The organism is Pseudomonas caricapapayae, assembly GCF_001400735.1.
In the GTDB taxonomy this organism is placed as follows: Bacteria; Pseudomonadota; Gammaproteobacteria; order Pseudomonadales; family Pseudomonadaceae; genus Aquipseudomonas; species Aquipseudomonas caricapapayae.
On record NZ_LJPW01000188.1, the window covers coordinates 18,619 to 35,580 of the forward strand.

The following is a 16,962-nucleotide window of genomic DNA, read 5'->3' on the forward strand; positions in this document are numbered from 1 at the left end:
TTTTCTCCGTTGAGTGTGAAGATCACAGTACACAGAGACAGGGACAGTTTTTGTCACCATGATTAGTCGGAGCAGCCCGCATCACCCTGCCATTCGCCGCCCTCGCAACGCGCTCAAGCATTCACGTCCTGCATCCCCGGCCGTTTGCAGCACCGTCTGGCTGCTGTCGTCGTTGATCCAGGTCAGCAGCCGGACCTGACCCCTCGCCTGGCTGCCGCCGTGCATGCGACTCAGGGTTTCGCGTTGCTTGAGCATGGTCTTCATGCGCGTTGCCAGCATGAAAATGTCGTCGATGAAGCCGTCTTCGACATTGTCGTGATGCTCGATGCCCAGACCTGTTGCGTCGTGGTCGATGCGCAGGTGGTAGTGCATCGCCCCGGTTGTGTCTTCGCTGCCGAATAACGCGATAACGAAACCTTTGCCCAGCAGCGAGCGCAATGCCTGCTGGATGATTTCCTGCACATCGGGGGTAATTTGTCTGACTTCGCGGCTCATGGGGCGGCTCCTGACCAGGTGGGTGATACCAGGCAGTATTCAATGCCCGGACGTAAAGCGCGGTCCGGGCCGGGTAATGCTGGGTAAAGGTTCACGCTGTAAAAGGCCAGGTTTCAAAAAGTCTGGCCCAGCGAGAACTGGAACACTTGGGTCTCGGCGTCTTCGGGTTTCTTGATCGGTACGGCGAGGTCGAAGCTCAATGGGCCGAGCGGCGAGTACCAGGTCACGCCGACGCCGACCGAGCTGGCCATCTGGTCGATATTGATGTTGCCGCAGTTCTGCGTGGTGCTCAGGTAGCACTTGTCGGCGTAGACGGTGCCGAAGTCCCAGAACAGCGAGGTGCGCAGGGATTTCTGGTCTTTGACGAAGGGCATCGGGAACAGGTATTCCATGCCGCCGGTGATCAGGACGTTGCCGCCCAGTGCTTCCGTGTCGCGGTCCGAGTAATAAATCTGACCCTGGCTGGCGTAGGCCCCGGTGGCCGGGGTATTGCGCGGTCCCAGAGTGCCGTCCTTGAAGCCGCGGACCGTGGCCTGGCCGCCCGCCGTATAGTTTTCATAGAACGGCAGGCCGTCGGTATCGCCATAACCGTTGCCGTAGCCGAGTTTGGTGTGCAGGCGTAACGAGGTTGCGTCGCTGAGTGGCACGAACGTCTGGCCGTTGTAGTCGAGCTTGTAAAACTGCAGGTCACTGCCCGGCACGGTGCTGGTCAGGGTCAGGCTTTGTGAATGGCCGCGCGTGGCCAGCACGCCTTTGTTGAGGGTCGATTCCGACCAGCCGACGCTGGCTTTCAGGTTGGTGAATGACGAGCCCTCACGCTCGATGAAGTCGTAAATCTCGTCGGCGCTGTAGCTGCCGGGGTCGAGGGTGTCGTGCTGGATCGACAGACCGTAGGTCAGGCGCGATGTTTCGCTGATCGGATAACCGAGGTTGACCCCCGCGCCCACGCTGTCGAGCGAGTAATAGGAGACCTCGTCGTCATCGTCGTAATACTTGCTGTAGTCGGTTGTGTTGTAGAAAACGTTGTAGCCCAGGCTCACACCGTCCGGTGTGAAGTACGGGTTGGTGAAGGCGAAGTTGTACTTGGTCTGGTACTCGGAGCGGGTCATGCCGAGGCTGGCGAAGTTACCGGTGCCGAGGATGTTGTTCTGCGAGATGGACCCCCCCAGTATCAATCCTGCGCTCTGCGAGAAGCCCACGCTGGCGGTGATGTTGCCCGAGGCTTGCTCTTCGACCGCGTAGTTGATGTCCACCTGGTCGTCGGTTCCTGGGACCGCCGGTGTTTCGACGTTCACCTCCTTGAAAAAGCCCAGACGCTCCAGGCGCACTTTCGACTGGTCGATCAGGTAAGTCGACGCCCAGCCGCCCTCCATTTGGCGCATTTCGCGGCGTAGCACTTCATCGGCGGTCTTGGTATTGCCGCGAAAGTTGATGCGATTGGCATAAGCACGTTTGCCCGGATCGACCACGAAGCTGATGTCTACCGTGTGATCGGCCTCATTGGCTTTCGGCACGCCGTTGACGTTGGCGAAGGTGTAACCGTCATTGCCCAGGCGGCGTGTGATCAGGTTGGTGGTATCGGTCATGACCTTGCGCGAAAACACCTGTCCCGGTTTGACCAGAATCAGTTGCTCAAGCTGATCCTGCGGCACCTTCAGGTCGCCGCCGAGTTTGACGCTGGCCACCGTATACCGGTCGCCCTCGGTGATATTCACGGTAATGAACACACTCTTCTTGTCGGGCGTCAGCGACACCTGGGTCGAGTTTATGTCCATGTTGATGTAGCCACGATCCAGGTACCAGGAACGCAGGCGCTCCAGGTCGCCGGACAGCTTTTCGCGAGCGTACTTGTCATCGTTCTTGAAAAATGACAGCCAGTTGCTGGTTTTCAGTTGAAACTGGTCGGCGAGCTGTTCATCGGGGAACACCGTGTTGCCGACCACATTGATGTGCTGGATCGACGCCACCGTCCCCTCGTCGATAGTTATTTTCAGGGCGATGCGGTTACGTGGCGCAGGCAGCGCCTGAGCATCGACCGAGGCGCTGTAACGGCCTTGGGAGACGTATTGGCGTTGTAGCTCATTGCGCACGCCCTCAAGGGTGGCGCGCTGGAAAATCTCGCCCTCGCTGAGCCCCGACTGCTTCAGGCCCTTCATCAGGTCGTCGGTGCTGATTGCCTTGTTGCCGACAATCTCGATGCTGGCGATGGAGGGGCGTTCGACGACATTGATTACCAGCACATTGCCGTCGCGCGCAACGTCAATGTCCTGAAAAAAGCCGGTCTTGAACAATGAGCGCGCAGCGTCGGCCAGACGCTGTTCATCGGCCTTATCACCGACATTGAGCGGCAGTGCAGCGAAGACGCTGCCGGCTGACACGCGTTGCAGGCCGTTGACGCGGATGTCCGAGATGGAAAAAGTGTCGGCGTGCACCAGCGGGACGCTGAATAACAGGCAGAGCGATAGAAGCAGACGCGAATAAATCATCAAACCCTTTCCAGAAAAGCTGCGAACTCAGGCGCTTGAACGCTGCCGGTGAGACGCCAGAAAGGGCCCCGGCGGGCGCTGTTGGCTGCGCAGCATAGGGGGCGGGCAGGTTGGGGACGGTTAACGCAGTGTAAGGTTAGGTAAAGATCATCCAGCCTGGCTGACACGCCGTGGCAGCGCCGGGATAATCGGCAACTACTAATAAGGGCCTGCCATGACGTGCGTATTGCTTGTCGACGATGATCGGGAACTGACAGAAATGCTCAGTCAGTACCTGACCCGTGAACACTTCACGGTGACCTGCACCAACAGTGCTGAAGAAGGGGAAATCGAGGCGTTGTCGGGTCGTCACGACATTGTTGTGCTCGACATCATGATGCCGCGCATGTCCGGGATCGAAGTGCTCCGGCGTATCCGCGCGCAAAGCCAGGTACCGGTGATTCTGCTGACGGCCCGTGGCGACAACATCGACCGTATTTCCGGTCTGGAACTGGGGGCTGACGATTACGTGCCCAAGCCCAGCTCACCGGGCGAACTGGTGGCGCGTCTGCGGGCGATCATGCGCAGGGTACGGGCGGTACCAATGGTCTAGACGGGAAGGGATGTGGTACAGGCCGGTGAACTGACGCTCTGGCCGGGCAAACGCGAAGCACACTGGCAGGGCGTCACGCTTGAACTGACTGGCAACGAGTTCTGCCTGCTCGAAGAGCTGGCGCGTCACGCCGGGCAACTGGTCAGCAAGCAGAACCTGTCGATGAACGCACTGGGCCGGCCGCTGGCGCGCTATGACCGCAGCATCGACGTGCACATCAGCAGCATTCGTCACAAACTGGGGCCGCGCAACGATAGCCGGAGCTGGATACAGAGCGTACGCAATCTGGGCTATATGTTGATTACGCCATGAGACCGAGCCGGTTGTTCTGGAAACTGTTTCTGGCGTTCTGGCTGGCAACCAGCATGACGTTCATGGTCGGTGCCGGTTTGTTCATGCTGTCGCGTTCAGGGCCGGGCGATCCTTCGTTCAGCACTGTGTTCGACAACGAAGTACGCATTCTTCAACAGTCCGGCATTGCCGCAGGGCAGGCGTTGCTCGATGCCTGGCAGCCTGACGCGCAAGGTCGGGTCGGGCTGTACGACAGCCGCGGCCTGCTGTTGGCGGGCAAGCCGGTAGAGGATCCAGTTTTCGAACTGGCCGTGCACACCCGCGAGGGCGCGGTCGTACACATCAGGTCCACCCAGCGCCCCAACCATGAAGACCGGCCCTCGCATTTCAATCCGCTGATCACCGGCACGTTCATGAGCGCACTGTTCAGTTGGTTCCTCAGCAGCTATCTGGTGGCACCGCTGATCAAATTGCGTGAGGCAATGGGCAAGGTTGCCAGAGGCCGTTTCGATACGCGGGTGAAACCCGATATGGGGCGGCGACGCGATGAAATCGTCGATCTGGCTGAAGATTGCGACCGGATGGCCAATCAGCTCAAGGTCATGGCCGATTCCCAGCAGCAACTGCTGCACGACATTTCCCATGAGTTGCGCTCACCGCTGACCCGCATGAGTGCCGCTATCGGTCTGCTGCGCCAGGAGCCGACTCAACTGGACATGCTCGAGCGGGTCGAGCGCGAGTCGGAGCGCATGGATGCACTGATCGAAGAGCTGCTGACCCTCGCGCGCATGCAGCGTGATGTCGGAAGCCTGGAGCGAGAAACGGTGGACGTCATCAGCCTGCTGGCGGCCATCGTCGAGGATGCCGAGTTCGAGGCTGGCCTGAAACAGTGTCGGGTCAGGCTGCAGGCCCCCGGACCTTTTGTGGCGCAGGTCGACAGCGAGCTGCTTTACCGGGCCTTCGAAAACGTGATTCGCAATGCGGTTCGCCACACCACGGTTGGCACTGACGTGCTGGTGATCGCCAACGTTCAGGCATATCCACCGGGCTTGACGGTCAATGTCATCGATCAGGGGCCGGGCGTGGATGAACAGTGCCTGCAACGTATCTTTCAGCCTTTCGAACGTGGCCCGGACAATGCTGCGCAAGGTTTCGGCCTGGGCCTGGCCATCGCGCTTCGTGCCGTTGAAATGCATGGTGGCCAGATCGCCGCGCGCAATCGCCCGGGCGGTGGGCTGGCAGTGGATATCGTACTGCCGGTGAGCTGAGACGTAAGTGTTGTTCATCGTCAGCGGTTCAATTGTGCGGCTTCTGGAGGTGTCGTACGGGCTGATCCATAAACAAAATCGACCTTTGGTAGTAAAGAAACTCGGCCCCGGCGCTCGAAACCGTTACGCTATGCAGCTGTATTTTTGTTTTTCGTCGAGGTAGCACCCGTGTTTTCCGAATTCGCCCTGCACGAACGCCTGCTTAAAGCTGTGGCCGAGCTTAAATTTGTCGAGCCTACGCCTGTGCAGGCGGCCGCCATTCCGCTTGCACTGCAAGGGCGCGACCTGCGGGTGACTGCGCAAACCGGTAGCGGCAAGACCGCCGCGTTTGTGCTGCCGATCCTCAACCGCCTGATCGGCCCGGCCAAGGTTCGTGTCGACATCCGCGCCGTGATCCTGTTGCCAACGCGCGAGCTGGCTCAGCAGACCCTGAAGGAAGTCGAGCGCTTCTCGCAGTTCACCTTCGTCAAGGCCGGCCTGATCACCGGTGGTGAGGACTTCAAGGTACAGGCGGCCATGCTGCGCAAGGTTCCGGACATTCTGATCGGCACACCGGGTCGTCTGCTGGAGCAGTTGAACGCGGGCAACCTCGACCTCAAGCATGTTGAAGTGCTGGTGCTCGACGAAGCCGACCGTATGCTGGACATGGGTTTCTCCGAAGACGTCGAGCGCCTGGCGGGTGAATGTGCCGGCCGCGAGCAGACCATGCTGTTCTCCGCAACCACCGGCGGTGCCGGCCTGCGCGAAATGATCGGCAAGGTGCTCAAGGACCCGCAGCATCTGCAGGTGAACAGTGTCAGCGAACTGGCTTCCGGCACACGCCACCAGATCATCACCGCTGATCACAACGTGCACAAGGAACAGGTTCTGAACTGGCTGCTGGCCAACGAGACTTACCAGAAGGCCATTATCTTCACCAATACCAAGGCGATGGCCGACCGTTTGTACGGCCGTCTGGTGGCCTTGGAGTACAAGGCATTCGTGCTGCATGGCGACAAGGACCAGAAAGACCGCAAGGCGGCCATTGACCGTCTGAAGCAAGGCGGCGCCAAGATCATGGTCGCGACCGATGTAGCGGCCCGTGGCCTTGATGTCGAAGGCCTGGACATGGTGATCAACTTCGACATGCCACGCAGCGGTGACGACTACGTCCACCGCGTTGGTCGTACCGGCCGTGCGGGCAGCGACGGTCTGGCAATCTCGCTGATCTGTCATGGCGACTGGAACCTGATGTCGAGCGTCGAACGCTACCTCAAGCAGAGCTTCGAGCGTCGTGTCATTAAAGAGGTCAAAGGCACTTACGGCGGGCCGAAGAAGGTCAAGGCTTCCGGCAAGGCGGTAGGTGTGAAGAAGAAAAAGACCGACGCCAAGGGCGACAAGAAGAAGGCAGCGGCCAAAGGGCCGACCAAGCGCAAGACGGTCAACCGTCCCAAGTCCGATCTGGTGAGCCAGGATGGCATGGCACCGCTGAAAAAACGCAGCACCCCGGCCCCGGCCGCGGAGTAACTGACTTGATCGCTCCCGCGCAGGCGGGAGCGATGATCTTCTACAGCAGGCTTTTTAGTACAGCCTGGCTTTGTGCAGGCAACGCCTGTTCACGCCGTCCGGCAACTCCGGTGAACCGCCACAAACCCCGCAGGTCACAAACTCTGAGTCGCATGCCTGTGGCTGGAAGTCATGGGTGATCATTCCATGCTGGACGGAGGTTTAGAAAAATGACTTACAACTGGGACCTTATCGAGCGTTTGTTGCACGAGGTGCAGAACAACGGCACCCATCCGACATCCACCGAATTCGAAACGCTTTTGAATCGCAGCTATATCGAACCGCGCCCTCGCGAGGAAGGCGGAGATGGCTCGACTTATATCCTTACAAAGCGTGGCGCAAGCTTGCTGGCTTTGATCGACAGCAGCATTCCGGGCAATGATCATCCGCGCCAGGTGCTCAATGAGCAGGCAGGCGACCCGCTTGACCCCGTGCTCTTCGACACCATCGCTAAAAAGCCACAGATCGCCTGAAACCGCTGACACCCCGCATGCCAGTTCAAGGCAGGACGCAGAGCGTCCGGAACGGCGTGCCCACGCGGAGCATGGGCACGATAGTCAGAGAGCTATCGTTAGTCAGAGAGCTATCGTTCCTCGCGCTCCGCGTGGGAATGCCTTGGGTGACGCTCCGCGTCACGATTTTGCGCCGCGCCGCGCCGCGCTCAAGGCAGGACGCAGAGCGTCCGGAACGGCGTGCCCACGCGGAGCATGGGCACGATAGTCAGAGAGCTATCGTAGTCAGAGAGCTATCGTTCCTCACGCTCCGCGTGGGAATGCCTTGGGTGACGCTCCGCGTCACGATTTTGCGCCGCGCCGCGTGCTCAAGGCAGAACGCAGAGCGCCCGTAACGGCATACCACGCGGAGCATGGGCACGATAGTTGTGGTGAGAGGGCTATCGGGTCACTTCTGCGACTTCAGGCAATCCAGATCGGTAAAGTCCTTGCGCATGTCGGCGATCCGGCTCAGCAGTCGGGAGCGTTGTTCCGGGGTGCTCATGGCCGTGATGTCGACAATCAAGGATATCGCTGCCTTCTCTGTCTGGTCGTAGGCTTTTCGATACTCAGGCGTCCAGAATGTCTCACGGTCCTGCAGCAGTGCCGCGATACGTTGCGGGAAGTCGCTGGCCTGACGCTGCTGGACAGTGGCGAGGAACAGGTTCTGCCAGCGCGTACGGTTTTCGATCCAGGCCTTGTTCTGCTCGCCGAGGGAAGCGGACCAGGTCTGAATGCGGTCTTTCTGCGCCTGATTGAGTTTGCCGATCCACGGCGTCAGGCGTTTTTGCATGCGATCGGCACGCTCCGCGACCTGGCGTTCCAGTGGCTGCTCGAGGTATTTGTTTTCACGTTTGCGCTGATCCTTGGCGAACGACTCCTGCATCTCCTGCACCTGCTTGTCGTCAAAGCGCGAAAGCAGTTCTACCGCAGACGGGGTGATTTCCTTCGATATTTTCGCGATCGCTTCTTTGGCTTCGCGAGTGCGAGCCTCCAGCCCCTCGTAGGTTACCTGGTCGTTCTTGACCATGTCCTCAAGCTTGTCCAGCCAGGTCAGGTACTCCGGCAACTGGGTACTGCAATGCCAGCTCAAGTGCTGCTTGAGGCGTACATCCAGCCAGCTTTTCTGCTCCGAGTTCATATCCAGGTAATCGCTGAGCGTCCAGGGAATGATCACGTCGAGATTGCGATACGCCAGTCCGACCTGGTTGCATCCTGCAAGCAGTGACACGGTCATCATCAGCGTGATGAGGGCTTTGAATAAAGACTGCATGACAACTCCTTGGCGTACTGACGTGCAGTAGAGGAGTGTAGCGTCTGGCAGTTCAACCGGTTTCGAGCTTTAGAAGAAGGACCGTACCGCTTTGAGCGTGAACGTCCCTTCGCAGCGGGCATTGTGACCGCTATAGACGCTGCAATCGCCGCCGCTCAGGCTTGAGCCGCTGTAGATGAGGTTCATGTCGATGCCCAGCCAGGGGCGTGACAGGTTCAGCGACCAGTCGTTGAATCCGTTGATCAGCCCACCGTCGGCGGAAGACTGCGGGGTGTCGAACTGATGATTGGCATATTGCATGCGTACGCCCACCCCCAATTGCTCGATGGCACCCAGATCGACAAATACTGTGCTGTCACGCGTGCCGACATCGTTACTGAATGCGGCACCGATCCTGCTGTTTTGCATCCGCAGCCCGGCGTAGAACTCGTGGCTGTCGATCTGGCTGGTGTCGGGATAGCTGTAACGAATCATCCCCAGCTCGTAGCCCAGGGTATTATCGAAAGGCTTCTTGAAGCCCATGTAGGAATCAAGCTCCATTCCTGTATCGGAGGCGAAGCCCATGTTGGGTGCCCATTGTCCGAAGTAGAAGCCGCTCTCGTGGGTCAGGTCCAGCCCGCCATGAAAGGAACCCGAGCCGCCGCTGGGCGTCACCAGGCCTTGCGCCATACTGCGTGTAGGCGTAGTGGCAAGTTTCAGGTCGAAGTCGCCCAGATCCCGCTCCATAACCTGGGCAGAGACGGACTGACAGACAATCATGGCGCTGAAAGACAGCACATGTAAGCGATGACTGAGCATGGCTCACTCCTTGATCTGCGAGGAGTGTGGTCAGGGATGGCGTATCGAAAATGGCTCAGGAGCCGACACAAGCCGCGAGCTAGAGCCTCGCAAGCATACCGTTGAAATGTGCTGCGGGCGCACCGTTCGTCGATCCGTTGTGTGTCAGTTAGCCGCAGTGGTGCGTGCGGACGGGATGATCAACCCGCGAATCACTACCAGCGCCTGCTGAAACGAAGGGTAGCCGCTCCTGGCGACGTCCAGTTGCGCGTATTCGGCTTGATAGCGCTCGGCAAGTTTGGGATCACTGACGCTCAATTGCTGGGAAAGCAGAGCGATGGCCAACGGATGTTTGTGTTTTGCAGCAGTTTGCAACAAGTCGATGATCTGTTTGTGATCGGCCTGCTGGCGAATCAGCAATACAGCCTGATAGAACTCGGCTTCGCCCGACGCGTCGTCAAGCGCGGCACGGCGCAGCATGGCTTCAGCCAGTTCGTAGTTTTCGCGGTTGTCTTCGCTGATCAGCAACTTGGCCTGAAGCATGTCGTTTTGATAGAGCAGATGCTCTGCCCGGCAAGGGCTGTCGGTGAGCTGACTGTCGTTTGGGCCGTTTTCGCAGTGCTGCGATGCGCAGCCGCCAAGGTAGACAAGTGCGCCGAAAAGCATCCAGTTCTTCATTCGAGCATTCCACAAAGGAGATAACGTCCAGAGCGTGATCCAGCTCGTGGTCATAGTGATATCAGAGGAGAGAGTAGCAGCGTGACCGGAGGAATATCCAGCGAAGGATGGTCAATCTAGCGCCTTGAGCGTCAAGGCGCATAGAGATCGACAGGCAGGGCGCGGTTTTACTTTTTACCGAGATTGATCTGCTTGGACGGTGCGAAGGTCTGGCCACTCACGCCTTTGGCAATTTGCTGGATTTCACCGCCGGACTTCAGGAAAGCTGCAATCTGCGCGTTGATCGAGTCGCTCGTTTCAACGGCTGGGGCGGGTTTGGCTTTCGAGTGGGATGCTTTGATACGCATGGCTGCCATTTACCTTCATAAACGTAATACGGCCAGCCAGAGTACAGGAAACGCTTGATTATTGCTTGGCAAATATGGCATTCGCCCGAGGTCAGCCTGTGCGCCGAGTGGCGTCGGTTTTACGCAATAAAATCTAACGCCATGTTTTCAAAGGAAAGTTTTTCCTTGTGAAGCGTTGCGCCGCGCAGATGAGGCAAAACGTTTCAAGCCGGGAAACTGACGAGTGGAAGCTGCACCGGCACCTTCTGCCATGCAGCGCGAACCCGGCCACAAAGTCGGGTAGAATGCCGCCCACGTAATGAGGGTATCTGGAAATGGCTTTAATCGGGCGCTACAACAGCTTGCAAATCGTCAAGCACACGAACTTCGGTCTGTATCTGGACGGTGCGCAGGATGGTGAAATCCTTCTGCCCAACCGGTATATCCCCAAGGACGTTCCTACCGAAGATGAAGACTGGCTCAATGTGTTCATCTATCTGGACAGCGAAGACAAGCTGATCGCCACCACTGAAAAACCCAAAGTGCAGGTCGGTGAGTTCGCCAGCCTCAAGGTGGTTGAAGTCAACAGCATCGGCGTGTTCCTCGATTGGGGGCTGCCCAAGGATCTGTTGCTGCCGTACTCCGAAGAGAAGCGCACCCTGCAGGCCGGTGACTACTGCGTGGTCCACGTTTATCTCGACAAACACACGCGGCGCATCACCGCCACTGCGCGTCTTGATCGCTATCTGGACAAGACTCCAGCCAGCTACAGCGTAGGGCAGGAGGTTGATCTGCTGGTGGCTGAAGCGACCGACATGGGCTTCAAGGCGATCATCAACAACAAGCACTGGGGCCTGATTCACAAGAACGAAGTGTTCAAGTTCATGCGCGCCGGCAAGCAGGAAAAAGGCTACATCAAGGAAGTCCGTGCCGACGGCAACATCAGCCTGAGTCTGCAGCCAGTAGGCGCAGAGGCAGCAAGCAGTCTGAACTCCAAGATTCTCGCCAGGCTGCGCGAGAACAACGGCACGCTGCCCGTCAGTGATAAAAGCGATCCACAGGTCATCAGCAACCTGTTCGGCGTCAGCAAGGGCAACTTCAAGAAAGCTATTGGTGCCTTGTATAAGCAGGGTCAGATCGTGATTCACGCCGATCGTATCGAGCTGGTCTGAACCGAGCATTGTGGCCTGGATACCTGAGTGCGCAGCCGGTGCGCCTCAGGACCAGGCTGAAAGCGCGTCTATTTCCCGACTCAGGCGGTCGAACGGCAAAGTGCCGTTGAATACCCGGGCCTGCTCCAGTGCTTCGTCATTGCGTCGCAGCAGCAGGACCGGCACCGCTCTGAGGCCTAGCTTCTGCGCCAATTGCTGATCTTCCAGCACGGTGCTTTCATACTCGCTGGCGTTGAGTGCCCGCTCCATGGCTTGCCGGTCCAGTCCGGTGGTTGCAGCCAGGTCCAGCAACGTAAGTGTCTCGCCTATATCCAGGCCTTTTTCAAAAAACGCCTTGAAAGCCTCCTTGTGGAATCTGTCAAAACTTCCTGCGTTTCTGGCAAACGCGGCCGCTTCCAGAACCTTGCGGCTGCGCGGCTGCACGGCTGGCATCTTCATCATGACCTGGCGTCTGTCGGCCATCGGCAGCACTGATCGTGACCAGGTTTCCCGCAGATAATCGGCATTCGGATCAAGCAGCGCCAACGGATCGGGGCGCAGTTCAAAGGCGTGCCAGCTGAATTCGAGCTGTTCACCATAGGTACGCTGAAGCTGTTCCAGGACCGTCAGTTGCAGGTAGCAGAACGGACAGACATAGTCGCTCCAGACATCGATTTTCAAGGGTCCAACAGTGTTCATTTGGTTAAAACTCCATAACGCTAACTAACACTGACTCCCTTGGCCTTTTAAAAGTCCTGACGTTGGACGGATCGTTGTCTACCTTTGGTCGGTCATACCCTGAGGCGGGCTTTCCCAGACCCGGAATTTCATCAAGGACGCGCCATGAAAAAACTACTGATCGCTTACGTCGGCACATTGCTGGCGTTTCTGATCCTCGACGGATTATGGCTGGGCGTGCTCATGGGGCCGACCTACCGTGAATGGCTCGGACCGCTGATGCTTGCGACACCCGTGGCAGGGCCTGCAATAGCGTTCTATCTGCTCTACGGGGCGGGCGTGGTGTTTTTTGGCGTGCTGCCGGCGGTCAGAGAGCAGCGACTGAGCCACGCGACCTTGTTCAGCGGCCTGTTGGGGCTGATTGCCTATGGCACTTATGACCTGACCAACTGGGCCACCTTGCAGGGCTGGCCTGCCCGGCTGGCGTTGGTCGACCTTGCGTGGGGCACGCTGGTGTCGGCGCTGGCGGGTACGGCAGGGTATCTGGCGGTGCGCCGGTTTGCCTAAAGCCATGCGCCGAAAGAAAGTTGCTGGCTGGCAACTTTCTTGCGGTACGCGTGCACAAGCATGGCCGCAGTTGCAGTCACTGTGCTCGCCGTTACTTTTGCAGGAAGCCGGCAAAGCTCAGGTTGCTGCCCTTGGGGCGCATGTCCTTGAGAAACGAGTCCTTGTCGGCGCTCAGTTCCAGGCTGACGGTCGGTTTGCGCTTGTCCGCATTGCGTACCTCAAGGCCTTCCATGTGGTCGCGCATGAACACGGTGGTCACTTTCAGGTGCAGTAACCGGTCGGTCTCAGGGGTGTGCAGCAACAGGTGCAGCCATTCGTACTGACCTACTTGCAGGCGCGGCACCGGCAGGTCAAACCACCAGATGTTTCTTTTAGGGTCCAGTACGGCGAAGTGCGTGTTGTTGACGCCGAGCACTGCGCCGCCCAGATCCTGGTTTCTGCGTGCAATGGCCAGCTTTTTATCGAGTTTCATAACGTTCCTGTGAATCGGTTTGTCAGCGTGTCGGCCCTGCCAGACAACAATGGCGCGCATTCTCGCACAAACCTCGGTGCAAACTCGCCATCAGTGGGCTGAATGCGCACCTGTGAGGTGGCAGACGAGCGGCACGGAGCGGCTCGAAAATAGTTGAAACTCTTCGCAGCGGCGACAGGTCAACCTTTTGTCGAGTACGACATCCGATTCCAGCGCGGTCTTCAGACCCAGTAGATTTCCGATGAGCAGCACCAGCGATAAAGCCAAAGGTATGGCCAACGAAGCAGTTGGTAACGTCAAGCAGGCTGTTGGCAAGGCCACCGATAACACCAAACTGCGGGCTGAAGGCAAGGCGCAAGAGCTGAAAGGCGAAGGCCAGCAGGCCAAAGGCAATGCCAAGGACGCGATCAAGAAGGGCGTCGACAAGGCCTGAGTCGATTGATCCCGGCGTTTTCCGGCCGGGAGCAGGCAATACCGATAACGGTCATCCATGGATGGCCGTTATGCTTTCTGCTTCGCGGGACTGAAACCTTTCACGACCTGTTCAGTCAATGTGCCATCGGTATTCACGTCTTGGCTAAAGTGAGCGAGACACTGTATGCAAAATACCGGTTTTCAGGATGTAAGGTTATCCGGTAAGGGAGCGAGAGGAAGCGCCATGATTTTCCCCCATTTACGTAAATTGAAAGTCAGCAAAGTGCTGGTGAGAACCGTCAACGAATTTCTCGACGACGAGATGTCCACCTATGCCTCGGCACTGGCGTATCAAATGCTGTTTTCTCTGTTCCCGTTCCTGCTGTTTCTGATCGCCTTGATCGGTTTTCTGCATTTGCCTGACTTTTTCTCCTGGTTGCGCCTGCAATCGGAATTCCTCTTGCCGCCTCAGGCCCTTGAGCAGGTCAACCCCGTCATTGACCAATTGCAACAGTCCAAGGGTGGCTTGCTATCCATCGGTATCGTGATCGCGCTGTGGACCGCCTCGGCGGGTGTGCGCCTGATGATGAGCGCCATGAACGCTGCGTACGACGTAGTGGAAGGGCGTCCCATCTGGAAGCGACTGCCGCTGTCGATTCTCTACACCGTAGGCATTGCCGGCATGTTACTGGCGGCGGCAGCCTTTATGGTGCTGGGGCCGCAGGTGATGAACTGGATAGCCGCACAGATCGGCATGGAAGACTTCATCGTGACGCTGTGGACCATCCTGCGCTGGCCAGCCATCATCATTCTGCTGATGGTCGCTGTGGCGCTGATCTATTACGTGATGCCTGACGTCAAACAGGAGTTTCGCTTTATCACCCCTGGCTCGGTGCTGGCCGTGGTGGTATGGATCGTCGCTTCACTGGCGTTCGGTTTTTACGTCAAGACCTTTGCCGACTACAACGCCATGTACGGCAGTATCGGCGCGATCATTGTCCTGTTGCTGTACTTCTATATTTCAGCTGCCGTGTTGTTGCTGGGGGCGGAAATGAATACCGTGATCGAGCACATGTCCGCCGAGGGCAAGGATGCAGGCGAGAAAGAAGCAGGCGATGGTCTTGGAGAGGAAAGCAGCGAAACAGGCAAGCAGCACGTTTCCGGCCTGGGCCGCGATCACTCGGTCCCGCTGCAGAAGGCTGACGAAACCTGATCGCGTTCTGTGGCAAGATTGCCTTTTAGGCAAGGGACAGGCAGTCATGATCCGTAACATCCTGAAGATGGGCGATGAGCGCTTGTTGCGCATCGCCCCTCCGGTGCCGGCAGACATGTTCGGCAGCAGCGAACTCGATACGCTGATTGCCGACATGTTCGAAACCATGCACAGCGTGGGCGGTGTGGGCCTGGCAGCACCGCAGATCGGCATTGATCTGCAACTGGTCATTTTCGGCTTCGAGCGCAGCGAACGTTATCCCCAGGCTGAAGCGGTCCCTCAGACAATTCTGCTCAACCCGCTGATCACCCCGTTGAGCCCGACGCTTGAAGAGGGCTGGGAAGGGTGCCTGTCGGTGCCAGGGTTGCGGGGCATGGTGGACCGTTATCAGAGCATTCGCTACGAAGGGTTCGACCCGAACGGCCAGCCGATCGAGCGGGTTGCCCACGGTTTTCACGCGCGGGTCGTTCAGCATGAATGCGATCATTTGATCGGGCGTCTCTACCCGTCGCGCATCACCGATTTCAGCAAGTTCGGCTTTATGGACGTGATGTTCCCGGACATGGATCCGAATGCCGATGAATGATCGTCATCTGCCCGCTAAAGCCACTAAGCCTGGCGACACAAGGCAATCAGAGGTTTGCTGCGACTGTAGCGCATGAACCGCTCGCCCAGGGTTTGTGGCAGACGCTGAGCTGTCGCAAACCCGGCGAGCTGGTAAAACCCAAGCAGATCAGGATGGCAGAACAGCCAGACCGGCCCGGTCTGTGGCTGCAGTGCGGCATCGATCAAACCTCGAGCCACCGCCTTTCCGCGCATCGCAGGCGCAACGAACAGCCCCGTCAGCCAATGACCCTCCGCTACTGGCGTCAGGCACAAGGCCCCGACGATTTCTGCCTGCCTGGCCACCCACGCCTGACCCTTGCTGGCCGCACGCATTGACGACTGGTGTTCGCGATAGAACTTGCCCAGTAGCGGACGACACTCATCGGGCAATGGGCAGAAGCGGATTTCGGACATCGCTGGCAGGCTCGAAACATGGGCCTCGCATCATACAGAGGCCGAAGCCGTCACAACTAATTACCGCAGGCTGATGTCGATAGTTTCAGACCGGTTTTTCCCGCGCCATTCGAGGTGAGCATGAAATCAATAACACGACTGTTGGGTTGTTCGCTTGTGGCGCTGGGGCTGCTTGGGCAGACGGCAGTGGCCGCTGAAAAAAACACGCCTATCCAGTTTGGTGCGCTGACCTGGGAAAGTGGCAGCCTGATCACCGAGGTGCTGCGCACCCTTGTCGAAAAGGGCTATGGCTACCCGACGGATACCTTGCCCGGCAGCACCGTCAGCCTGGAAACCGCACTGGCGAAAAATGACATTCAGGTGATCGCCGAAGAGTGGACCGGACGCAGCCCGGTGTGGGTCAAAGCCGAGGCTGACGGCAAAGTGCTTGGCCTGGGCAACATTGTCAAAGGTGCAACCGAAGGCTGGTGGGTGCCTGAGTACGTGATCAAGGGGGATGCGGCCAAGGGAATCAAGCCCGCAGCTCCCGACCTGAAGTCTGTTGCCGACCTGGCGCGTTACAAAGATGTATTCAAGGACCCCGAAGCGCCCGGCAAGGGCCGTTTTCTGAACAGTCCGAGCGGCTGGACCTCTGAGATCGTCAATACTCAGAAGCTCAAGGCGTATGGCCTGGCAGACAGCTTCGTCAACTTTCGCACCGGGTCCGGTGCAGCGCTGGATGCAGAGGTTGCATCGTCCATCCGGCGCGGTAAACCCGTGCTGTTCTACTACTGGTCACCGACACCCCTGCTGGGCAAGTACAAGCTGATAAAGCTGGATGAACCCGCCTTTGATGCCGAAGCCTGGAAAACCCTGACCGACCCCGGCAATCCAGACCCGCGTGGCACGTCCTCGCTGGCGGCCACGCTGTCTATCGGTGTCTCTGCTGAATTCAGCAAGCAATACCCTGAGCTGGTAAGTGTCTTCGAACAGGTCGATTTTCCGATTGATCTGCTTAACCGGACATTGGGTGAAATGAGTGAAAAGCACGAGGACGCCAGCGTGGCCGCCGCCAGGTTCCTCAAGCAACATCCCGAGGTCTGGAAGGCGTGGTTGCCGGCCGATGTGGCCGCAAAAGTCAGCAGCAGTCTTTGACTGTTGCGCACCGGCGGTGCTGGAAAGGGCATAGCTGATAACGTCATCAATGGCCTTTATGCGACGTGTCGGGTGGTAAAGCGTCGTCGAG

At 58.3% G+C, this 16,962-nt stretch carries 18 protein-coding genes and 1 pseudogene; 10 read left to right on the plus strand and 9 right to left on the minus strand.

Going from position 1 to position 16,962, the window contains the following annotated elements; all coding sequences use genetic code 11:
* Positions 1-81 precede the first annotated feature (81 nt).
* Together ALO80_RS27875 and bamA are read right to left on the minus strand one after the other, a co-directional pair.
* The gene (locus ALO80_RS27875) at positions 82-495 is read right to left on the minus strand and encodes a hypothetical protein (RefSeq protein ID WP_055011301.1); all 414 of its coding nucleotides are present in this window, start codon (positions 493-495) and stop codon (positions 82-84) included.
* Between the two features lie 113 nt (positions 496-608).
* Complete coding sequence (gene bamA, locus ALO80_RS27880; protein ID WP_055011302.1) at positions 609-2,981, minus strand: outer membrane protein assembly factor BamA; 2,373 nt, start codon at positions 2,979-2,981, stop codon at positions 609-611.
* A gap of 214 nt (positions 2,982-3,195) precedes the next feature.
* On the opposite strand from bamA, the pseudogene ALO80_RS27885 reads away from it, so the two are divergent.
* The 4 genes and pseudogenes from ALO80_RS27885 to ALO80_RS27900 all read left to right on the plus strand — a co-directional run bounded on the left by ALO80_RS27885 (position 3,196) and on the right by ALO80_RS27900 (position 7,150).
* A pseudogene (locus tag ALO80_RS27885) lies at positions 3,196-3,885 on the plus strand (response regulator).
* Positions 3,886-3,896: 11 nt separating this feature from the next.
* Positions 3,897-5,132 (plus strand): HAMP domain-containing sensor histidine kinase, encoded by a 1,236-nt coding sequence (locus tag ALO80_RS27890; protein WP_055011303.1) that lies wholly within the window; start codon positions 3,897-3,899, stop codon positions 5,130-5,132.
* A 168-nt stretch (positions 5,133-5,300) separates the two neighbouring features.
* Positions 5,301-6,638: a DEAD/DEAH box helicase gene (locus ALO80_RS27895; protein ID WP_054987649.1), complete on the plus strand. Its 1,338-nt coding sequence runs from the start codon at positions 5,301-5,303 to the stop codon at positions 6,636-6,638.
* Positions 6,639-6,847: 209 nt separating this feature from the next.
* Positions 6,848-7,150 carry a hypothetical protein gene (locus ALO80_RS27900; RefSeq protein ID WP_055011304.1) on the plus strand — a complete coding sequence of 101 codons (303 nt, stop codon included), beginning with the start codon at positions 6,848-6,850 and terminating at the stop codon, positions 7,148-7,150.
* A 427-nt stretch (positions 7,151-7,577) separates the two neighbouring features.
* On the opposite strand, the gene ALO80_RS27910 is transcribed toward ALO80_RS27900, so the two are convergent.
* The 4 genes from ALO80_RS27910 to ALO80_RS27925 form a co-directional block, all read right to left on the minus strand.
* Positions 7,578-8,441 carry a DUF6279 family lipoprotein gene (locus ALO80_RS27910; RefSeq protein ID WP_054987616.1) on the minus strand — a complete coding sequence of 288 codons (864 nt, stop codon included), beginning with the start codon at positions 8,439-8,441 and terminating at the stop codon, positions 7,578-7,580.
* A gap of 69 nt (positions 8,442-8,510) precedes the next feature.
* A complete protein-coding gene (locus ALO80_RS27915; RefSeq protein ID WP_054987617.1) occupies positions 8,511-9,239 on the minus strand; it encodes a TorF family putative porin in 729 nt (242 codons plus the stop codon).
* A gap of 144 nt (positions 9,240-9,383) precedes the next feature.
* Positions 9,384-9,896, minus strand: coding sequence for a hypothetical protein (locus ALO80_RS27920; RefSeq protein WP_055011306.1), 513 nt, complete (start codon positions 9,894-9,896; stop codon positions 9,384-9,386).
* Between the two features lie 167 nt (positions 9,897-10,063).
* Complete coding sequence (locus ALO80_RS27925; RefSeq protein WP_002554403.1) at positions 10,064-10,252, minus strand: hypothetical protein; 189 nt, start codon at positions 10,250-10,252, stop codon at positions 10,064-10,066.
* A 305-nt stretch (positions 10,253-10,557) separates the two neighbouring features.
* Between ALO80_RS27925 and ALO80_RS27930 the strand changes: the two genes are divergently transcribed.
* Positions 10,558-11,394, plus strand: a complete 837-nt coding sequence (locus ALO80_RS27930; RefSeq protein ID WP_055011307.1) for a CvfB family protein — start codon at positions 10,558-10,560, stop codon at positions 11,392-11,394.
* 45 nt (positions 11,395-11,439) lie between these two features.
* Here the strand turns inward: ALO80_RS27930 and ALO80_RS27935 are convergent, their stop codons facing one another.
* A complete protein-coding gene (locus tag ALO80_RS27935; protein ID WP_055011308.1) occupies positions 11,440-12,072 on the minus strand; it encodes a DsbA family protein in 633 nt (210 codons plus the stop codon).
* 144 nt (positions 12,073-12,216) lie between these two features.
* Here ALO80_RS27935 and ALO80_RS27940 point away from each other — a divergent pair, with 144 nt between their 5' ends.
* Positions 12,217-12,618: a DUF2177 family protein gene (locus ALO80_RS27940; RefSeq protein WP_055011309.1), complete on the plus strand. Its 402-nt coding sequence runs from the start codon at positions 12,217-12,219 to the stop codon at positions 12,616-12,618.
* A 91-nt stretch (positions 12,619-12,709) separates the two neighbouring features.
* Here ALO80_RS27940 and ALO80_RS27945 read toward each other — a convergent pair whose 3' ends face one another.
* Positions 12,710-13,090: a hypothetical protein gene (locus ALO80_RS27945; RefSeq protein ID WP_055011310.1), complete on the minus strand. Its 381-nt coding sequence runs from the start codon at positions 13,088-13,090 to the stop codon at positions 12,710-12,712.
* Between the two features lie 241 nt (positions 13,091-13,331).
* On the opposite strand from ALO80_RS27945, the gene ALO80_RS27950 reads away from it, so the two are divergent.
* From ALO80_RS27950 to def, 3 genes are all read left to right on the plus strand, one after another.
* Positions 13,332-13,523 carry a CsbD family protein gene (locus ALO80_RS27950; RefSeq protein WP_055005928.1) on the plus strand — a complete coding sequence of 64 codons (192 nt, stop codon included), beginning with the start codon at positions 13,332-13,334 and terminating at the stop codon, positions 13,521-13,523.
* Positions 13,524-13,748: 225 nt separating this feature from the next.
* On the plus strand, positions 13,749-14,717 hold the full coding sequence (locus ALO80_RS27955) for a YihY/virulence factor BrkB family protein (RefSeq protein ID WP_055011311.1): 969 nt from the start codon (positions 13,749-13,751) through the stop codon (positions 14,715-14,717).
* A gap of 46 nt (positions 14,718-14,763) precedes the next feature.
* Positions 14,764-15,303, plus strand: a complete 540-nt coding sequence (gene def / locus ALO80_RS27960) for a peptide deformylase (RefSeq protein ID WP_055011312.1) — start codon at positions 14,764-14,766, stop codon at positions 15,301-15,303.
* 23 nt (positions 15,304-15,326) lie between these two features.
* On the opposite strand, the gene ALO80_RS27965 is transcribed toward def, so the two are convergent.
* On the minus strand, positions 15,327-15,737 hold the full coding sequence (locus tag ALO80_RS27965; RefSeq protein ID WP_055011313.1) for a GNAT family N-acetyltransferase: 411 nt from the start codon (positions 15,735-15,737) through the stop codon (positions 15,327-15,329).
* Between the two features lie 120 nt (positions 15,738-15,857).
* On the opposite strand from ALO80_RS27965, the gene ALO80_RS27970 reads away from it, so the two are divergent.
* On the plus strand, positions 15,858-16,871 hold the full coding sequence (locus tag ALO80_RS27970) for an ABC transporter substrate-binding protein (RefSeq protein WP_055011314.1): 1,014 nt from the start codon (positions 15,858-15,860) through the stop codon (positions 16,869-16,871).
* Positions 16,872-16,962: the final 91 nt, after the last annotated feature.

Bases quoted from the DNA above. Each gene is read 5' to 3' on its own strand.
- ALO80_RS27900 (WP_055011304.1), top strand. From the start codon at position 6,848: ATGACTTACAACTGGGACCTTATCGAGCGTTTGTTGCACGAGGTGCAG.
- ALO80_RS27920 (WP_055011306.1), bottom strand. From the start codon at position 9,896: ATGAAGAACTGGATGCTTTTCGGCGCACTTGTCTACCTTGGCGGCTGC.
- ALO80_RS27910 (WP_054987616.1), bottom strand. From the start codon at position 8,441: ATGCAGTCTTTATTCAAAGCCCTCATCACGCTGATGATGACCGTGTCA.
- ALO80_RS27915 (WP_054987617.1), bottom strand. From the start codon at position 9,239: ATGCTCAGTCATCGCTTACATGTGCTGTCTTTCAGCGCCATGATTGTC.
- ALO80_RS27945 (WP_055011310.1), bottom strand. From the start codon at position 13,090: ATGAAACTCGATAAAAAGCTGGCCATTGCACGCAGAAACCAGGATCTG.
- ALO80_RS27970 (WP_055011314.1), top strand. From the start codon at position 15,858: ATGAAATCAATAACACGACTGTTGGGTTGTTCGCTTGTGGCGCTGGGG.
- ALO80_RS27930 (WP_055011307.1), top strand. From the start codon at position 10,558: ATGGCTTTAATCGGGCGCTACAACAGCTTGCAAATCGTCAAGCACACG.
- def (WP_055011312.1), top strand. From the start codon at position 14,764: ATGATCCGTAACATCCTGAAGATGGGCGATGAGCGCTTGTTGCGCATC.
- ALO80_RS27965 (WP_055011313.1), bottom strand. From the start codon at position 15,737: ATGTCCGAAATCCGCTTCTGCCCATTGCCCGATGAGTGTCGTCCGCTA.
- ALO80_RS27955 (WP_055011311.1), top strand. From the start codon at position 13,749: ATGATTTTCCCCCATTTACGTAAATTGAAAGTCAGCAAAGTGCTGGTG.
- ALO80_RS27940 (WP_055011309.1), top strand. From the start codon at position 12,217: ATGAAAAAACTACTGATCGCTTACGTCGGCACATTGCTGGCGTTTCTG.
- ALO80_RS27925 (WP_002554403.1), bottom strand. From the start codon at position 10,252: ATGGCAGCCATGCGTATCAAAGCATCCCACTCGAAAGCCAAACCCGCC.
- bamA (WP_055011302.1), bottom strand. From the start codon at position 2,981: ATGATTTATTCGCGTCTGCTTCTATCGCTCTGCCTGTTATTCAGCGTC.
- ALO80_RS27935 (WP_055011308.1), bottom strand. From the start codon at position 12,072: ATGAACACTGTTGGACCCTTGAAAATCGATGTCTGGAGCGACTATGTC.
- ALO80_RS27950 (WP_055005928.1), top strand. From the start codon at position 13,332: ATGAGCAGCACCAGCGATAAAGCCAAAGGTATGGCCAACGAAGCAGTT.
- ALO80_RS27875 (WP_055011301.1), bottom strand. From the start codon at position 495: ATGAGCCGCGAAGTCAGACAAATTACCCCCGATGTGCAGGAAATCATC.